This is a genomic window from Roseiterribacter gracilis, assembly GCA_018332375.1.
Taxonomy (GTDB): Bacteria; Pseudomonadota; Alphaproteobacteria; order BOG-932; family Roseiterribacteraceae; genus Roseiterribacter; species Roseiterribacter gracilis.
This window is the reverse complement of record BOPV01000001.1, coordinates 2,810,958-2,827,245: the sequence shown is the minus strand read 5'-3', so window position 1 is coordinate 2,827,245 and position 16,288 is coordinate 2,810,958. Positions and strand designations below refer to the sequence as shown.

Below are 16,288 nucleotides of genomic sequence, written 5' to 3'. Positions count from 1 at the left end.
ATTGACGCCACGTGCCGCAAACGGCTACGGACCCAGCTCCACGAAGATCGAGGGCTCGGGATGGCATCGCGGAAACTCGTGACGGACGCGCGGACGGCGCTCGACGGCGCATTGTTCGATGGCATGACCATCATGGCCGGCGGGTTCGGCCTGTGCGGCATTCCCGAAAACCTGATCGACGCGCTGGTCGCCAGCGGCGTGAAGAACCTGACCATTGTGTCGAACAATGCCGGCGTCGACGGGTTCGGCCTCGGCAAGCTGCTCGAAACGCGACAGGTCAAAAAGATGATCTCGTCCTATGTCGGCGAGAACAAATTGTTCGCCGAGCTCTATCTCAAAGGCGAGCTTGAGATCGAATTCAATCCGCAAGGGACACTAGCGGAACGTATTCGCGCCGGTGGCGCCGGTATTCCCGCTTTCTTCACCGCAACCGGCGTCGGTACGCAGGTCGCAGACGGCAAGGAAGTGCGCGAATTCGACGGCCGCAAATACGTGATGGAACGCGGCATCGTCGCCGACCTGTCGATCGTCAAAGCCTGGAAGGGCGATGAAGAAGGCAACCTCGTCTATCGAAAGACGGCGCGGAATTTCAATCCGATGATGGCGACCGCGGGCAAGATCACCGTCGCCGAAGTCGAGCATATGGTGCCGGTCGGCTCGCTCGATCCCGACGGCATCCACACGCCCGGTATTTTCGTGCAGCGCATTCTCGAAGGAAAATTCGAGAAGCGCATCGAACAACGAACGACCCGCAAGCGGGAGGCCGCATAACATGGCTTGGACTCGCGACGACATTGCGGCGCGCGCCGCCAAAGAATTGCGCGACGGTTTCTACGTCAATCTCGGCATCGGCATTCCGACCTTGGTTGCGAACTACGTGCCCGCCGGCATGAAAGTGACGCTGCAATCCGAGAACGGCATGTTGGGCATCGGCCCGTTTCCGTTCGACGACGAAGTCGACGCCGACTTGATCAATGCCGGCAAACAGACCGTGAGCGCATTGCCGGAATCGAGCTATTTCAGCAGCGCCGACTCGTTCGGCATGATCCGCGGCGGGCATATCGATCTGTCGATTCTCGGCGCCATGCAGGTTGCAGCCAATGGCGATCTCGCCAATTGGATGGTGCCCGGCAAAATGGTGAAGGGCATGGGCGGCGCGATGGATCTCGTCGCCGGCGTCAAGCGCGTCGTCGTCGTGATGGAGCATGTCGAGAAGACCGGCGCGCCGAAATTGCTCAAGGCGTGCAATCTGCCGCTGACCGGCACCGGCGTGGTCGACATCGTCATCACCGATCTCGGCGTGTTCGAACTCGACAAGCGTGGCGGGAAGACGCCGCGTCTGCTCGAAACCGCAACCGGCGTGACGGTCGACGAAATCCGCGCCAAGACCGACGCGCCGTTCGACGTCGCGATCGGCCAGCAGGCCGCTTAAGCGCGGAACGTTTCTCTGGCGCCGCGGATGCCGCCGAACCAGGCGGCAGCAAGACCTGCAAGCAAGGCTGCGAACGTCCACAGCGTGCTGCTGCGCGCCTGCGATTCAAACTGTTCCAGGCGCGCGGTCGCCTGATCTTCGGGAATGCCGGCTTGCGCCGCCATCGCGCGCGTCAGCGACGCGCGGTCGACGCTCGACGGATTGGCCATCAATTGCCGCAACTGCAGCTGCACGCCGTCCGGACTGTCGGCACGTGCGAGCATCGCTGCGATTCCTGGGTCGCTGCGCGCAGCCAGCGGGATCAGTGACAGGTTGGTTGCGACGACAACGACGGCCCAGACAGTGACGCCGTGCAGCGCGCCGCTCTGGCGCGAAATTCGCGCAGCCAGATAGGCGCCGGCCGCCAGTGCCAGGACGGTTGCGATCACCCAGACAAGGCCGAGCCTGCTGCAGATCGGGTGCAGCGCCACCAGGATCGCGGTGCTGAAGGCGGCGCCGGCCAGCACGGCGCCCCAGCTGAGACGTCCGGTGACGGAAGTTGGGTTCATGGATAGGGAGAAGGCCGCGACAGCGCCCCCCGTTCCATCTTGGAGGCGCTTTGGGCATGGTCCGGCCCATGCAGCCTCAACGTGGATTTTTTGGTGTCGGCGTCGAATCGATCAGCAAGCCGCAAAATGCCGGCAACCTGATGCGATCGGCGCATGCGTTCGGCGCCAGTTTCTTTTTCGCGGTCAATCCCAGCGTCGATTTCGACGGGCTGCGCCAATCCGATACGTCGGACGCGGCGCTGCATCTGCCGTTCTATCAATGGAACACGGCGGCCGAACTGACTTTGCCGCAAGGCTGCGTGCTGGTCGGTGTCGAGCTGACCGACGATGCAGTCGATCTGCCGCAATTCCGGCATCCGTTGCGCGCCGCCTATGTGTTGGGGCGCGAACGTGGATCCTTGACGCCCGCGCTGGTCGCGCGCTGCGATCACGTGGTGAAGATCCCGACCAAATTCTGCGTCAATGTCGGCGTCGCCGGCGCGATCGTTTTGTACGACCGCATGATCAGCCTCGGCAGTTGGGCCGAACGTCCCGTGCGCGTCGGCGGTCCCGTCCGCACTGCATGAATTCGTCAGGCCGTGCACACGAAGAAGCTGTCGTGGCGCGGTTGCGCGCCGCGCTTGGCAGCGAATATCTCGTGCTGCACGACGTTGCGACCGACGACGATCCGTTCGCGCGGCAAATTGATGTTCTTGTTTTGCACGCAGCGCGCGGTCTTGCGGTGATCGAATGCAAAGCGTCGCGTTGGCGCGTGCAGAACGGCCAGTGCGAAGTGTTGCATCGTGGTGCCGATGCGTGGATCGCGTGCGGCGATCCGTTGGCGCAATCGAAACGCGCGCTGCATCGTCTGTGGGCCAAGCTGCAAACCGACCGTGAATTTGCGCTGCTGCGCGACGCGGGACTGTTCCTGCCGTTGCAGCACGCCGTCGCGATGTTGGAGATGGACGGCGACGAAGCGCTCGACTTTGCGCGCCTGTCCGGTGCGCCCGACCGGTTTCTGTTCGGCGACGAGCCGAATCCAGCGACCTGGCTTTCGGTTCTTCTGCCCGGTGGTGCTGCGCGCCCGGTGCAGGCGCCGTTGCAGCGCTGGGTCCATTGCGTGCTAGCGCGCGTTGCACCGCGGATCGAAACGGTGCCGCCAGTGTCGGTCTCATTTGTACGGACCGCACGCGAGTTTCGTCTGGCGCTGCGCCGTCCGCCACGCTGGCGCCGCATGCTGGCCCGGCTTGGCGGGAATTTCACATTGCTTGGATCAGAGGCCAGGCGTCGCTAATTTCCGGCGATGTTTCGGTACGCCTCGCTCGTTCTCGCCGCTTTTCTCGTCCCCGCCTTGGCGCAGGCGCAGACCGAGCCTGTGCCCAAAGGCACGTATGGCGACTGGTCGATCTATTCCTATCGCGAAAAAGGCGGCCCGGTTTGCTATGCTGCGGCCAAGCTGCCGCCGTCGACGAATGGGGCGCCCAAGCGCACCGGCTGGGTCATGATCACCCACCGCCCGGGCGAAAAGACGCGGGGCGTCGTCTCGGTTCTGCCCGGATATACGTTTAAAGACCGCTCCACTGCGCTGGTTTCGGTGGGTGGCAAGCAGTTCACCCTCTATACCCAGGGCGACACGGCCTGGGCCGCCGACGCCGACGATCCCCGTCTGGTCGAGGCGATCCGCACGTCGGGTCTGTTGGCGTTCACCGGCACGACCAAAGACGGCGCGGCGCAGGTCGATAATTTCAGTTTGGGTGGTGCGGCGGCGGCGTTCGACGCGCTGGATAAAAGCTGCACCGGCGGCGCTGCGCCGAAGAAGACGTCGAAGAAGAAGAAGTGATGAGCGGGAATTCTCACGGCAACGCATATGCGGCGCCGACCAATGGTGCCGATGGCAAGCGATCGCTGATCGGGCTCGAAATGGACGAGCTGGTCGCGGTGATGGCGGAGTATGACCTGCCTGCCTTTCGCGCTCGCCAAGTTTGGCATTGGCTGTATCAGCGCGGTTCGACCGATTTCGAGTCGATGACGACGCTCGCCAAATCGGCGCGTGCGACCTTGGCCGAACATTTCACGCTCGATCGTCCGACCGTTGCGCGCGCGCAGAAGAGCGAAGACGGCACCCAGAAATGGCTGCTGAAAATGCCCGACGGACAAGAAGTCGAAACCGTCCACATTCCCGAAAGCGATCGCGGCGCCCTGTGCGTGTCGAGCCAGGTCGGTTGCACCTTGACCTGCCGCTTCTGCCATACCGGCACGCAGCCGCTGGTGCGCAACCTGTCGGCCGCTGAAATTCTGCATCAGGTTTTGTACGCACGCGACGCGCTGGAAGAATGGCCGTCGACGGCTGAAGACCGTCAGCTCACCAACATCGTGCTGATGGGCATGGGCGAGCCGCTCTACAATTACGACGAAGTCGCCAAGGCGATGCGCATCGCGATGCATGGCGAAGGCGTTGCGATTTCCAAGCGCCGCATCACGCTGTCGACCTCGGGCGTGGTGCCGATGATCGAGCGTTGTGGCCGCGAACTCGGCGTCAATCTTGCGATTTCGCTGCACGCGACCAACGACGAGTTGCGCGATCGCATCATGCCGATCAACAAGAAATACCCGCTCGCAGATTTACTGCGCGCCTGCCGCGAATATCCTGCGGCCAGCAATGCGCGCCGCATCACGTTTGAATATGTGATGCTGAAAGACGTCAACGACTCGCTGGCGGACGCCAAGCAATTGGTGAAGTCGCTGTCCGGCATTCACGCCAAGGTGAACTTGATCCCGTTCAACAAATGGCCGGGCGCCGAGTTCGATTGTTCGGACGACAAGACGATTCAGAAATTCGCGCAGGTGCTGATGGACGCGAATTACGCGTCGCCGATCCGCACGCCGCGCGGTCGCGACATTCTTGCGGCATGCGGGCAGTTGAAAAGCGACTCCATGCGGCAGCGCCGGCGCATCGATGCCTGATTTTTTCAGCGACCCGCTGCTGGTTCATTTCCTCGTCGCCGCAATCGCACTTCCCGCCCTGGCGCTGATCGCGCGCCGTGCGGGATTGGCGATGGCGTGGTCGGCGTTGGTGCTGATCCCGGTGTTCGGCTGGCCGTTGATCGGCACGGTGTTGGCGCTCAAGCCGTGGCCGTCGCGTCCGAAAGAGCTGTGGCGCGTCGACGATCGCAAAAAGAAGCGCAGCTACTGATGCCGCCGTATTTGCAGCAATTCGAATTGCTCGGCGCGCTGCCCGATTGGGCGGCCTATCTGATCGTGGCGGCGCTGATCGGCTGGACCTTGTGCATGTTCGGCGTCGTCGCCGGCAAAGCGGGACGGTCGCCGGTCTGGGGTCTGGCCTTCGTCGTGCCCTATGTCGGCTTGCCGCTGCTGTGGTGGTGGGCGCTCGGACGCTGGCCCGTCAGGGCTCCTCGCTCGTAACCCCGTGCGTCGCTTCCTCGACGCGGTCGTCATAGCCGCGGCGCGAGGAATAGAAGACCAACAGCATCAGCCCCGATCCCAGCGCAATCGTCAGAATCGTGCCGATGATGGCGGCGGCCCAACCGGCCGGGCTCATTTCGCCCCCGACCAGACCAGCCACAACGTCCCAACCGGCCCAGACCGCCAGGACCAGCATGGCCACCAGGGATAGGACGACGATCAAGATTCGCATGGCTCTGCGCTCCTTCGCCGGGTTGGATTGCCGACATCAGGAAAGTATCGTCCGCGCCTTCGGGACCAGTGGGACAAGAAAGCACAGGCGATGGCCGGCAAAACCAAAGACGTAAAGAAGGTTGTACTCGCATTTTCGGGCGGGTTGGACACGTCCGTCATCCTGCGGTGGCTGCAGGAAACCTACGCGTGCGAGGTGGTGACCTTCACCGCTGATCTCGGCCAGGGCGAAGAACTGGAACCGGCGCGCCGCAAGGCCGAGCTGTTCGGCGTCAAAGAGATTTTCATCGACGATCTGCGCGAAGAGTTCGTGCGTGACTTCGTCATGCCGATGTTCCGCGCCAACACGCTGTACGAAGGCACGTATCTGCTGGGCACGTCGATCGCGCGTCCGCTGATCGCAAAACGCCAGATCGAAATCGCGCGCCAGGTCGGCGCCGACGCGGTCGCGCATGGCGCTACCGGCAAAGGCAACGATCAGGTTCGCTTCGAACTGACCTACTACGCGCTGCAGCCTGACGTGAAGGTCGTGGCGCCGTGGCGCGAATGGGATCTCAACAGCCGCACCAAGCTGATCGAATATGCCGAGCAGCATCAGATTCCGATTCCGCGCGGCAAAGAAGGCGAGCCGCCATACTCGACCGACGCGAACCTGCTGCACATCTCGTACGAAGGTCGCGCGCTCGAAGATCCGTGGATCGAAGCCGAAGAAAAGATGTTCACGCGCTCGGTCGATCCGATGCTGGCGCCGAACACGCCGACCTATGTCGAAATCGAATTCGAAAAGGGCGATCCGGTTGCGGTCGACGGCAAGCGCCTGTCGCCCGCTGCGATGCTGACCAAGCTCAACGAACTTGGCGGTGCAAACGGCATCGGCCGTCTCGACTTGGTCGAGAACCGTTTCGTCGGCATGAAGTCGCGCGGCGTGTACGAAACGCCGGGCGGCACGATCTGGCTGGCGGCGCATCGCGGCATTGAAAGCATCACGCTCGATCGCGGTGCGATGCATCTCAAAGACGACCTGATGCCGCGCTACGCCGAGCTGATTTACAACGGCTTCTGGTATTCGCCCGAACGCGAAGCGCTGCAGGCGCTGATCGACCAGACGCAGGAACGCGTCAACGGCACGGTGCGGCTGAAACTGTTCAAAGGTTCGGTGCAGGTGGTTGGCCGCAAGTCGCCCAACTCGCTTTACCGCATGGACTACGTCACGTTCGAAGAAGACGCGGTCTACGACCAGACCGACGCCGCCGGCTTCATCAAGCTGCAAGCGTTGCGTCTGCGTCTGGCCGCAATGGCGGGGCGCAAGCCGGCGTGATCATCTTCGGGCACGATTCCTTCCGCGAACACGATACCGGCCCGCACCATCCGGAGCGGCCGGCGCGGTTGGAAGCGGTCGCGCGCGCGATCGGGCATCGTCCCGAACCGCGCCGCGACGCGCCCGACGCCACCGACGAACAGCTCGCGCGCGTGCATGACGAGTCATACATCGCGCGGCTGTTCGCTTCGATTCCTGCAAATGGTCGTGCAGCATTGGACGCCGACACGATCGTGTCGCCGATGTCGGCAAAGGCGGCACGCGCCGCTGCCGGCGCAGCCGTCGCTGCGGTCGAGGCAGTTCTTGGCGGCGAAGCCGACACGGCCTTTTGCGCCGTGCGGCCGCCCGGTCATCACGCCGAACCCGATCGCGCGATGGGGTTCTGCCTGTTCAACAACGCAGCGGTTGGCGCGCTGCATGCGCTCGACGCACACGGGCTGACGCGCGTCGCGATCGTCGATTTCGACGTGCATCACGGCAACGGCACGCAGGCAACTGCCTATCGCGAGCCGCGCCTGTTCTACGCCTCCAGCCACGAATGGCCGCTCTATCCCGGTACCGGTGCGCCGAGCGAAACCGGCATCGACGGCAACGTCGTGAACGTGCCGTTGCGCGCCGGCACGCAAGGGCCGGCATTTCGGGCTGCGTACGAATCAACGGTGATCCCCGCGCTCGATGCGTTTCGTCCCGAGCTGGTGATTCTGTCGGCCGGCTTCGACGCGCATCGCCGCGATCCGTTGGCCAATCTGATGCTCGACGACGAAGACTTCTTCTGGGTCACGCGCGCGATGCGCGACGTCGCCAAGCGCCACGCGCAAGGCCGCGTCGTGTCGATGCTCGAAGGTGGCTACGACCTCGAAGGTCTCGAAGGCGGCGTTGCCGCACATCTGGATGCGCTCAGCTAGCAGTCTCGTGCGCAAGCTCGACGCAACCGGCTTGACCTGCCCGCTTCCCGTGCTGAAAGCACGCAAAGCGCTCAACGAGATGCAGCCGGGTGACAGGTTAGAGCTGATGTCGACCGACGCAGCTTCTGCGCTCGACGTTCCGGTTTTCTGCCATCAATCTGGCAACGTGCTGCTCGAAGAGCGGCGCGAAGAAGCGGTTTGGTTTTTCCTGATCGAGAAGAAGAAGGCTACATGACTCCCGAATTCATGCGCGACTACCTGCCGTTCATCATCATTGCGGTGGTGATTGCGATACGCTTCAGTCGGCGCAATACACCGCAGCGGCTGCGACCGGCTTTCCTGGTGCTGTGGCCGGTGCTGATCCTGCTGGCGGTCGCGTTCTTCATTTTCGGCTTCTACATGACCGGCGCTGCGTTCACGGCCGGCGTTGCCGCCGCGGTTGTCATCGGCCTCGCGCTCGGCACCGTCGCAGGCTGGTATCGTGCGCGCAGCATCCTGCTACATCGCGACCCGGACACGGGCCACATCATGTCGCGCGCGACAATTGAGGGGCTGCTGGTGATCGGCGTCTTGTTCGTGGTGCGTTTCGGGCTGCGTAAGCTGGATGGCGGCAATCAGTTTGGCGTCTTTACCGACGGATGTATGGCATTCGTCGTCGGACTGCTCTTCACCCGGTCGTACGTGATGTGGCGTCGCTGCAAAGCGTTGCCGCCACACCAGCCGTTGCAAACCGCCTGAGTTAGATTTTTACGGCGACCAGCAACAGACGCGCGTCGCCGAGCTGGAACGGCGTGCCGTCGAGGCCGCCGTCCAGACGTTCCACTGCAAGACCGTGCCGCGCCAACATGCGCGACAGTTCGGCGATGCCGTACACGGCGTGGAACGCTGTCTTCCGTTCGACCGAACCGTCGGCGAGGAAGGTGAAGCGGCTTTCCAAGGTCGAGGTCGCGACGTCGTAGCCGTTTTCGATCATCGCATGCACGCCGCCCGCTTCGACCCAGGTACGGGCTTCGAGATTCGGCAAGATCGCTTCGGCGACCATCGGCGTGTCGATGACGAAACGCGCGCCTTGTTTCAACGCGCTGGCGACGGTCGCGACAAAGCTGTGCATACGATCGAGCGACAAATAGCCGAACGAATTGCCCATGCAGTAGGCGCCGTCGAAACGCTTGGCGGGCAAGGACAGCTTGCCCATGTCGCCCGCCTTCCAGGTGATCTTCATGCCTTGCGGCGTTGCTGCACGCGCGGCGTCGAGTTCTTCGTTCGACAGATCGACGCCGGTGACGCGCCAGCCGCGCGCTGCAAGCGCGATCGCATGCCGCCCGTGACCGCACGGTACGTCGAGCAAAGCGCGAGCTTTGCCGCGCGTGGTTTCGCTGAAGAGTTCGTCGAGCCACGCCGCTTCTGCTTCAGAGAGAAGCGGCGGCAAGGCCGCGCGCCAGAACCGGTTGGCGAGCCCGTCAAAGAAGTGGCGTGTCCAATCCGATCCGTGCGGGAACGGTCCCGGTGTCTTCGGGGCGCGCGCACGCCGACGGCGTGCTTCGGGACGTTTGGCTTGTTCTTCGCTCACGGAGCGGGATTGTCCGCGCCTCTGGTTACCGAATCTACAACGCCGCGGACGGCTGTGGCGCCGAAATCACTTTCGCAGAGTTGCACCGGGGATTGCGCAAACCCTTATCCGCAGTGTGATTTCGCAAGTTGCAGCTTGCTGCGGCCGAACCGCGTTTAGAATTTGTTCAGATCACGCCGCGCGATTTCAAATCGTTGAGGCGGGCATCGTCGAAGCCCAGCAACCCCCGATAGATTTCGTCGTTGTGTTCGCCCAGCTCGGGGCCCGTGCTGCGGACTGATCCTGGCGTCTCCGACAATTTCGGTACGACATTCTGCATCGCCACGTCGCCGAATGTTTTGTGCGCGACGCGCACGATCGCCTCGCGTGCTTTGAAATGCGGGTCGTCCATCATGTCGGACGGGCGATAAATCTTCCCGGCCGGCACGCCGCTGTCATTCATCACTGCGATGACCTGGTCGATCGTATGCAGTTTCGTCCAGGCGGCGATGATCGCGTCGAGTTCGGCCTGGCGTTCACCACGTTCCACATGCGTCGCAAAGCGCGGATCGGTTGCGAGCTCGGGCTGGCCGATACCTTGCGCCAGACGGCGGAAGACATTGTCCTGGTTGCCCGCGATCAGCACCGTTCCATCGCTGCACGGATAGACGTTCGACGGTGCAACCTTGGGCAAGGTCGCGCCGGTTCGTTCGCGCATATAGCCGGTCTTGTCATATTCGCTGACCAGCGACTCCATCATCGCCAGCACCGCTTCGTAGATCGCACTGTCGACGACTTGGCCGCGGCCGGTGCGGCCGCGCGCATGGATCGCCATCATGCCGCCGAGGCACGCGAAGGTCGCGGCCAACGAATCACCGATCGAAATGCCGGCGCGGGCCGGCGGGCGATCGGGATCGCCGATGACATGGCGCAGCCCGCCCATCGCTTCGCCGATCACACCGAAGCCCGCTTCTTGCGCGCGCGGCCCGGTCTGGCCGAAGCCCGATACGCGAATCATCACCAGGCGCGGATTGATCGCGCGCAGCTGCTCGTAGCCGAGCGTCCAGCGTTCGAGCGTGCCGGGGCGGAAATTCTCGATCAGCACGTCGCTCTTCTTCACGAGCTCGCGAATGACCTCCTGGCCGTCCGCTTCGCGCAGATTCAGCGTCACCGATTTTTTGTTGCGTCCAATCACCGGCCACCACAGCGACTGGCCGTCTATTTTCTGCTGACCCCATTGGCGCAGCGGATCGCCCTCGCCGGGCGGTTCCACCTTGATCACTTCCGCCCCGAAATCGGCAAATAACTGTCCGCAGAAGGGGCCCGCGATCAGCTGGCCCATTTCGATCACGCGCAAATCGGCGACCGGGCCTGCAGCAGCGGCGGGTTTGCTTGCGTCGGTCATCGGCTAGGATCCTGCCCCATAAGTTCTACATCCGGTCGTACAGAGCGGCTTCGGATCGGCGCAAGAGGTTGGTGATGGCAAAGGTGCAACTGGTCGAAGTCGGCGCCCGCGACGGGCTGCAGAACGAAAAAGTGCCGGTCTCGACCGAGGCCAAGCTGGCGTTCATCAACCGCATGATCGACGCCGGTATCCGCCGCCTCGAAGCGACCAGCTTCGTGAACCCGAAACTCGTCCCGCAAATGGCCGACGCCGCCGACGTCATGGCCGGCGTGCCGCGCGATCGCGGCGTGAGCTACATCGGTTTGGTGCTGAACAAGAAAGGCTTCGATCGCGCAGTCGAAGCCGGTGTCGACGAAGTCGGTTGCGTCGTCGTTGCCAGCGACACGTTTGGCCAGAAGAACCAAGGCCAGACGGTCGAAGACAGTATTCGCGTCTGGCACGAACTTTCGCGCGCCGCGAAGGAACGCGGCGTCAAAGCCAGCCTGACGATCAGCGCTGCGTTCGGTTGCCCGTTCGAAGGCGAAGTGCCGTTGTCGCGTGTGCGCGATATCGTCGAAGCCTGCATGAAATCACCCGGCGTTGATCTCGCGGTTGCCGACACGATCGGCGTCGGCGTACCGAGCCAGGTCACCGAGATGCTGCGCACGATCAAACCACTGGCCGGAGACGTGCCGTTGCGCGTGCATTTTCACAACACGCGCAACACCGGCATCGCCAATGTCGCGGCGTCGGTTGCGGAAGGTGTCACCTATATCGACGCATCGGTCGGCGGCATCGGCGGTTGTCCGTTCGCGCCGCGCGCCACCGGCAACGTCGCCAGCGAAGACGTGCTCTACATGCTGTCGCGCATGGGCATCGATCTCGGTATCGATCTCGACAAGCTGATCGACGCAGCCAACTGGATCGAAACGCAGCTCGGCAAAACCGTGCCCGGCATGGTGTCGAAAGCGGGTGGATTCCCGTCGTCTGCGCAAGCTGCCTGCGCAGCCTAACTCCCCCCGCCGCCGGGCCGCGCGGAAACCGCGCGGCCGGACGTTCGTGTTGCCGCGATTACGCATCTGTCGGGCCGTCTGGATGCGCGGTGCGAGGAGCGCCGTCTTTCTCTGACGACGCGCGTCACACCGTGGACCGTACCGGAGCACCGTAGCGGGTCGGGCGATGCAGCTCGTTTCGCAACTACCGTGCCATTGCGGCAGTTGTGCGGCTCAGTGCAATGCAGCGCTTGGAAACTGTAAAAACGATAGACGCTGAAAGCCTGGCTACCCCATCGCGATCAGCAGCGGCGGTGCTTCGATCACGCGCGAGTCCGGTAGCAACATCGTGACGATCGTGCCGCCGCCAGGCGCGGCACGGACTTCCAGCGCGCCGCCATGCAGTTCTGCGAAGGCTTTCGACAAAGGCAGCCCAAGACCGGTGCCGTGCGCAGCGGTGGTAGCTTGGCGTTTGGCGGTGCCGAACGGCGTCAGAATTTCGGGAATGTCGGCGGGATCGATGCCGATGCCAGTGTCGCGCACCGACAAGGCGACGCCACCGCGCGCATCGCGCGCCGCTTCGATCCAGATATGACCACCACTCGGCGTGAACTTGATCGCGTTGCCAACCAGGTTCAGCAGCACTTGTCGCAAGATGCGCTTGTCGGCGTGGATCTCGGGGAAATCGGCCGAGATCGCATTGGTCAAGGTCAGCGACGCTTCGGTCGCGCGCTGTCCCAGAATTTCCAGCACCCAATCGGCGGACGCGACCAGATCGACCGGCCCGTCATCCAGAATCCAGTTGCCGCTATGCACCTTCGACAGGTCGAGCAGGTTGTTGATCAGCTGCAGCAGGTGATCGCCGCTGCGGCGGATGTGGCGGCTATATTCGCGGTAGCGCGAGTCGACATGCTTGCCGAACATCTCGCCTTCCAACACCTGCGCGAAGCCCAGGATCGCGTTCAGCGGCGTGCGCAGCTCGTGACTCATCTGCGCCAGGAAGTTCGACTTCGCGTTGCTGGCCGCTTCGGCTTCGGCGCGCGCCAGGTCAGCGGCTTCTTGCGCTTCGACGATTGCGTGCACCAGCACGTCGCGACGTTTCAACGAACGCGCCAGCCACATACCGACAGCGGCAAAGGCGAGCAGCAAGGCGCTGGCCGACAAGGCCAACGGCATCACGTCGCGACTCCACCGTGCCAGCACAGTTGATTGCGTCAGGCGCGCGACGACATAGAGATCGGTGTTGGGGACGCGCGTCGCAGCCAGCAGCGACGGTTGCCCGTCAATCTGCGACGGGCGGCGTGCAGTCCATTCTTCGCCGCGCACGCCTTGCGGTTCGGGACCGTCTTGTTCGCGCACCAACGTCGGTGCGCCGGGCGGCAAAGTCGGATGGCGCGCCAGGATGTTGCCGTCGCTCCGCAGCAGGTTCATCGAATCGACCGCAAGCGACGCGAAGAAGTCGGCAAAATATTCGGGCCGCACATACGCGACCAACACGCCGGCGAACTGGCCTTCCGGCGTCATCAGACGCTGCGATACCGGAATCGCCTGCACCTCGTCATGGATTTGCAGCGGCTCGTCAAAGCGCAAGCCCGTGCCAACTTGTTTGATCTGCGCCTGGAACCAGCTGCGCTCGGCGAATGAAATCGGCGCGGGGTCTGCCTGTTCCGAACTGGCGGCGAGACGGCCTTCAGTGTCGACCACGATCAGGCGCGAGAAGAGCGGAGAGCTGTTGCGGATGCGCCAAAGCGCGGCGTGCTGTTCGGAATTGACGCGCCGGACCACCAAGGTCGAGGTCACGGTCGGATCTTCGTCGAACGACTGGAACGCAAGCTGGATGTGCTGCAGCGCTTGCGACACTTGGCGTTGGCCGATCCGTGCGGCGGCCAAGGTTGCACGCTCGGCGTCGCCCAGCGCGCGCCGATATTCGGCCGCCAGCTCCAGGCCCAGAAACACCGCGATCACGAAACACGTGGCGAGCAAGCCCAGCAGCAACGGACGCGTCGCCGACAGGTTGCGCGCCAATCGCGCCGGCGTTGCCGTTTCTAAAAGTGCCGGATCGTTCAAATCGACTGCTTGGGTGGCGCGTTGCACGTCAGGTCCAGATTGCCAACGCAACCGCCGCCAGCAACAGGATGTTGGGATAAGCCAGGAAGAGAATGAAACTCTTAACGCAGGTCTTGAACCAGTTCTGCCGGTAGACTCGCTTGATCGTCAGCAGGAAATACACGCTCAACAGCAACGGCAGCGCGAAGGCAGGCAGGCTGATCCCTGTTGCTACGCGCAATCCGATCAAAAGAACGCCGACCTCAAACAGAAATGCGTGCAGGTGCAGGGTCAGCACCAGATGGTCGATCAGGCCGCGGCGCCGGCGGATATAGAGCAGCCCCAGCAACAGCGCGAAAATCGGCATCGCCGCGACCAGCACGCGTGGCAACCATTCGGTCAGGAACGCCGACATTTTGACCGGGTCGTTCACCAGCTCGACCAGTTGGTCGATGTTGATCTTTTTCTGTTTGCCTTTGCGTCCGATTTTGATGACGCCGTCGCCCTCGTGCTGAATGTCGCCGGGCAGAAGAACCGGCGTTTTGCGCGGCGGCGCCAGCAGCTCGAACGTAACGTTGTTGTCGGTGTCGCCGTCGTGCTGGATGCGCTCTGACACAGGCTGCACCAGAACCAACCCGCTCGCGCCGAGCGCGAGGAAGAAAATCAGGCTGGTGAAAATATAGAGTCGGATCGGCGGCACGAAGCGGGCGCGTTGACCCGCAAGAAACGCCGCCGTCATGCGACCGGGCCGCAGCAGCAGCCAGGCGTACGAACGCAAAATCCGCGACTGAAACCGGGTCGGTGAATCGGGCGCGTGCTCGACCAGGATCCACCACGGCCGTTTGCTCTTTTCGTCGTACTGACCGCAGTGATGGCAGTAGGGGCCTTGCAGCGCCGTACCGCAATTCTGACAGGCTTGGTGCTCGCCTGGCTGTGCGCCGGCGGCGAGTGCGGTTCCGGCCGCGTCAATGGCCAGCGCGCCTTCGAGCGCGTGTAAAGTTGTGGTCGGTAACACGGCCGCGAATCTACCAGATCAGCGCCAGGATCACCGTCTTTTTGGCGATGCGGCTGAAGGCTGCCGAACTCAGCCGACCCGTCGCTCTTGGATGATGGTGCGCTGGTACAGCTCGTCGTTGCGGAACCAGTGCCAGGTTCGGCCGCGCTTCTGGTTGTCAGCAGAAATCTGAATCATTTCGTAGAGATAGATGTCGGGCATGTCCTTGCGCACCCACATCAGCATCGTGGTGCGTGATTCGGTGTCGATCGGCACCGATGTTGCCCAGCCGCGAATGCGCTCGGTGTCCCACCAGATGCGACCGTCAGCGTAGCGCGCGGGAAAGTGAATGATCTCCGAGCGCCCGTCGTCCCAGTAGTAGCGATTGATCTGCAGATAAGGGAATTCACCCTCGGTCGGAAACGTACAGGAGAGGTGACTCCGGTGCCGATCGATAATCTTCCCGTCTGTATCGACGTAGATGTACGTGCCTTCCCACTCGCCTTCGTGACGCGCGAGCAGCGGCATCTCACGGCGAATATCGATCCTCGCAGCCGACATCGCATGCTCCTGACGGATAAATCTGTCCGGACATTTGCGCAGCGGGTCCGTGATTGGCAAGCTCGTCCGGCCATACAGCCGGAGGTGAGACCATCCTATGGTCTGCCTCAGCCTTTCGCCGACAGGAGCCGCATGACTCAGACACCGGTCTATCTCCACGCCGAAGGCGAGGTTGCGCATTTGGTCCTCAACCGTCCCGAACGGCGCAACGCACTAAGCCGGGCGATGTGGCGTTCGATAGCCGACCTCGTGCAGCGCGTTGCCGAGGACAAGAAGCTCAAAGTGCTGGTGGTGCGCGGCGCGGATTCGAGCGCCTTTGCTGCTGGCGCCGACATCTCGGAATTCGACGAGGTCTACGCGACCGAGGAATCGACGCGCGAATATTCCGAAGGAATCGCAGCGGCGATGCGCGCGCTGGTCGAGCTGGACAAAGCGACGGTGGCGATGATTCAAGGCCCGTGCGTCGGCGGCGGTTGCGCGCTGGCGCTTGCATGCGACGTGCGCTTTGCCGATCGCAGCGCGCGGCTCGGCATCACGCCGGCCAAACTTGGTCTCGCTTATACGTTGGAAGACACCAAGCGTCTGGTCGATGTGGTAGGACCCAGCGTCGCCAAAGACATTCTCTTCACCGGCCGCATCGCAGACGCCGAGGAAGCATATCGCATCGGCTTGATCGATCGCCTGTACGGTCCAAGCGAACTTGCCGACCAGACGCGCAGCTGGGCGGCCGACGTTGCTGCCGCATCGCAATTCAGCGTGCGCATGGTGAAGCGCACGGTGCGCCGCATTTTGAACGGACAGACCGAAGATGATTCCGCAACGCGGCGGGATTTCTTCGACGCCTTCCGCAGTCCCGATTTCGCCGAAGGCACTGCCGCATTTCTCGAAAAACGAAAACCCCGCTTTCCTTACGCCTGAGCAAACAC

At 63.0% G+C, this 16,288-nt stretch carries 21 protein-coding genes; 14 read left to right on the top strand and 7 right to left on the bottom strand.

Translation table 11 applies throughout. The annotated features are described in order from the left end of the window. The first annotated feature begins 60 nt into the window (after nt 1–60). Nucleotides 61–771, top strand: a complete 711-nt coding sequence (locus TMPK1_RS14005; protein ID WP_420243646.1) for a CoA transferase subunit A — start codon at nt 61–63, stop codon at nt 769–771. Between the two features lies 1 nt (nt 772). Then, nucleotides 773–1,432: a 3-oxoacid CoA-transferase subunit B gene (locus TMPK1_RS14000; RefSeq protein ID WP_420243645.1), complete on the top strand. Its 660-nt coding sequence runs from the start codon at nt 773–775 to the stop codon at nt 1,430–1,432. Here the strand turns inward: TMPK1_RS14000 and TMPK1_RS13995 are convergent. Beyond that, complete coding sequence (locus TMPK1_RS13995; protein ID WP_420243644.1) at nt 1,429–1,980, bottom strand: hypothetical protein; 552 nt, start codon at nt 1,978–1,980, stop codon at nt 1,429–1,431. The genes TMPK1_RS14000 and TMPK1_RS13995 overlap by 4 nt on opposite strands. A 68-nt stretch (nt 1,981–2,048) precedes the next feature. Here TMPK1_RS13995 and TMPK1_RS13990 point away from each other — a divergent pair, with 68 nt between their 5' ends. From TMPK1_RS13990 to TMPK1_RS13965, 6 genes are read left to right on the top strand one after another with little or no spacing between them, the layout of a single operon-like run. Then, entirely contained in the window at nt 2,049–2,546 is a 498-nt protein-coding gene (locus tag TMPK1_RS13990; RefSeq protein ID WP_420243643.1) for an RNA methyltransferase, read from the top strand. Continuing rightward, nucleotides 2,543–3,253, top strand: a complete 711-nt coding sequence (locus TMPK1_RS13985; protein WP_420243642.1) for a nuclease-related domain-containing protein — start codon at nt 2,543–2,545, stop codon at nt 3,251–3,253. Before TMPK1_RS13990 ends, TMPK1_RS13985 begins: the two co-directional genes overlap by 4 nt. Before the next feature lie 9 nt (nt 3,254–3,262). Continuing rightward, the gene (locus TMPK1_RS13980; RefSeq protein WP_420243641.1) at nt 3,263–3,799 is read left to right on the top strand and encodes an invasion associated locus B family protein; all 537 of its coding nucleotides are present in this window, start codon (nt 3,263–3,265) and stop codon (nt 3,797–3,799) included. Beyond that, on the top strand, nt 3,799–4,923 hold the full coding sequence (gene rlmN, locus TMPK1_RS13975; protein WP_420243639.1) for a dual-specificity RNA methyltransferase RlmN: 1,125 nt from the start codon (nt 3,799–3,801) through the stop codon (nt 4,921–4,923). Before TMPK1_RS13980 ends, rlmN begins: the two co-directional genes overlap by 1 nt. Then, nucleotides 4,916–5,152 carry a hypothetical protein gene (locus TMPK1_RS13970; RefSeq protein WP_420243637.1) on the top strand — a complete coding sequence of 79 codons (237 nt, stop codon included), beginning with the start codon at nt 4,916–4,918 and terminating at the stop codon, nt 5,150–5,152. The genes rlmN and TMPK1_RS13970 overlap by 8 nt, the downstream gene beginning before the upstream one ends. Next, the gene (locus TMPK1_RS13965; RefSeq protein WP_420243635.1) at nt 5,152–5,382 is read left to right on the top strand and encodes a hypothetical protein; all 231 of its coding nucleotides are present in this window, start codon (nt 5,152–5,154) and stop codon (nt 5,380–5,382) included. Before TMPK1_RS13970 ends, TMPK1_RS13965 begins: the two co-directional genes overlap by 1 nt. Here TMPK1_RS13965 and TMPK1_RS13960 read toward each other — a convergent pair. After that, nucleotides 5,363–5,614: a hypothetical protein gene (locus TMPK1_RS13960; RefSeq protein ID WP_420243634.1), complete on the bottom strand. Its 252-nt coding sequence runs from the start codon at nt 5,612–5,614 to the stop codon at nt 5,363–5,365. The two genes, TMPK1_RS13965 and TMPK1_RS13960, sit on opposite strands and share 20 nt — an antisense overlap. 90 nt (nt 5,615–5,704) lie before the next feature. Between TMPK1_RS13960 and TMPK1_RS13955 the strand changes: the two genes are divergently transcribed. Genes TMPK1_RS13955 through TMPK1_RS13940 form a run of 4 tightly spaced genes read left to right on the top strand, consistent with a single transcriptional unit; the run spans nt 5,705 to nt 8,574 of the window. Continuing rightward, on the top strand, nt 5,705–6,931 hold the full coding sequence (locus TMPK1_RS13955; protein ID WP_420243633.1) for an argininosuccinate synthase: 1,227 nt from the start codon (nt 5,705–5,707) through the stop codon (nt 6,929–6,931). Beyond that, on the top strand, nt 6,928–7,836 hold the full coding sequence (locus tag TMPK1_RS13950) for a histone deacetylase family protein (protein WP_420243632.1): 909 nt from the start codon (nt 6,928–6,930) through the stop codon (nt 7,834–7,836). Before TMPK1_RS13955 ends, TMPK1_RS13950 begins: the two co-directional genes overlap by 4 nt. Before the next feature lie 7 nt (nt 7,837–7,843). Further along, nucleotides 7,844–8,071, top strand: coding sequence for a sulfurtransferase TusA family protein (locus TMPK1_RS13945; protein WP_420243631.1), 228 nt, complete (start codon nt 7,844–7,846; stop codon nt 8,069–8,071). Between the two features lie 11 nt (nt 8,072–8,082). Continuing rightward, nucleotides 8,083–8,574, top strand: a complete 492-nt coding sequence (locus TMPK1_RS13940) for a CcdC protein domain-containing protein (RefSeq protein ID WP_420243629.1) — start codon at nt 8,083–8,085, stop codon at nt 8,572–8,574. Between the two features lies 1 nt (nt 8,575). Here TMPK1_RS13940 and TMPK1_RS13935 read toward each other — a convergent pair whose 3' ends face one another. Then, the gene (locus tag TMPK1_RS13935) at nt 8,576–9,406 is read right to left on the bottom strand and encodes a class I SAM-dependent methyltransferase (RefSeq protein ID WP_420243627.1); all 831 of its coding nucleotides are present in this window, start codon (nt 9,404–9,406) and stop codon (nt 8,576–8,578) included. A 166-nt stretch (nt 9,407–9,572) separates the two neighbouring features. Continuing rightward, entirely contained in the window at nt 9,573–10,790 is a 1,218-nt protein-coding gene (locus TMPK1_RS13930) for a CaiB/BaiF CoA transferase family protein (protein ID WP_420243626.1), read from the bottom strand. A gap of 74 nt (nt 10,791–10,864) precedes the next feature. On the opposite strand from TMPK1_RS13930, the gene TMPK1_RS13925 reads away from it, so the two are divergent. After that, nucleotides 10,865–11,782: a hydroxymethylglutaryl-CoA lyase gene (locus TMPK1_RS13925; RefSeq protein ID WP_420243625.1), complete on the top strand. Its 918-nt coding sequence runs from the start codon at nt 10,865–10,867 to the stop codon at nt 11,780–11,782. 267 nt (nt 11,783–12,049) lie between these two features. Here TMPK1_RS13925 and TMPK1_RS13920 read toward each other — a convergent pair whose 3' ends face one another. The 3 genes from TMPK1_RS13920 to TMPK1_RS13910 form a co-directional block, all read right to left on the bottom strand. Beyond that, nucleotides 12,050–13,855, bottom strand: coding sequence for a sensor histidine kinase (locus tag TMPK1_RS13920; RefSeq protein ID WP_420243624.1), 1,806 nt, complete (start codon nt 13,853–13,855; stop codon nt 12,050–12,052). A 1-nt stretch (nt 13,856) separates the two neighbouring features. Continuing rightward, entirely contained in the window at nt 13,857–14,822 is a 966-nt protein-coding gene (locus TMPK1_RS13915; RefSeq protein WP_420243623.1) for a DUF3667 domain-containing protein, read from the bottom strand. Between the two features lie 69 nt (nt 14,823–14,891). Then, nucleotides 14,892–15,329 (bottom strand): hypothetical protein, encoded by a 438-nt coding sequence (locus TMPK1_RS13910; RefSeq protein ID WP_420243622.1) that lies wholly within the window; start codon nt 15,327–15,329, stop codon nt 14,892–14,894. 165 nt (nt 15,330–15,494) lie between these two features. On the opposite strand from TMPK1_RS13910, the gene TMPK1_RS13905 reads away from it, so the two are divergent. After that, complete coding sequence (locus TMPK1_RS13905) at nt 15,495–16,280, top strand: enoyl-CoA hydratase/isomerase family protein (protein ID WP_420243620.1); 786 nt, start codon at nt 15,495–15,497, stop codon at nt 16,278–16,280. The last annotated feature ends 8 nt before the right edge of the window (nt 16,281–16,288 follow it).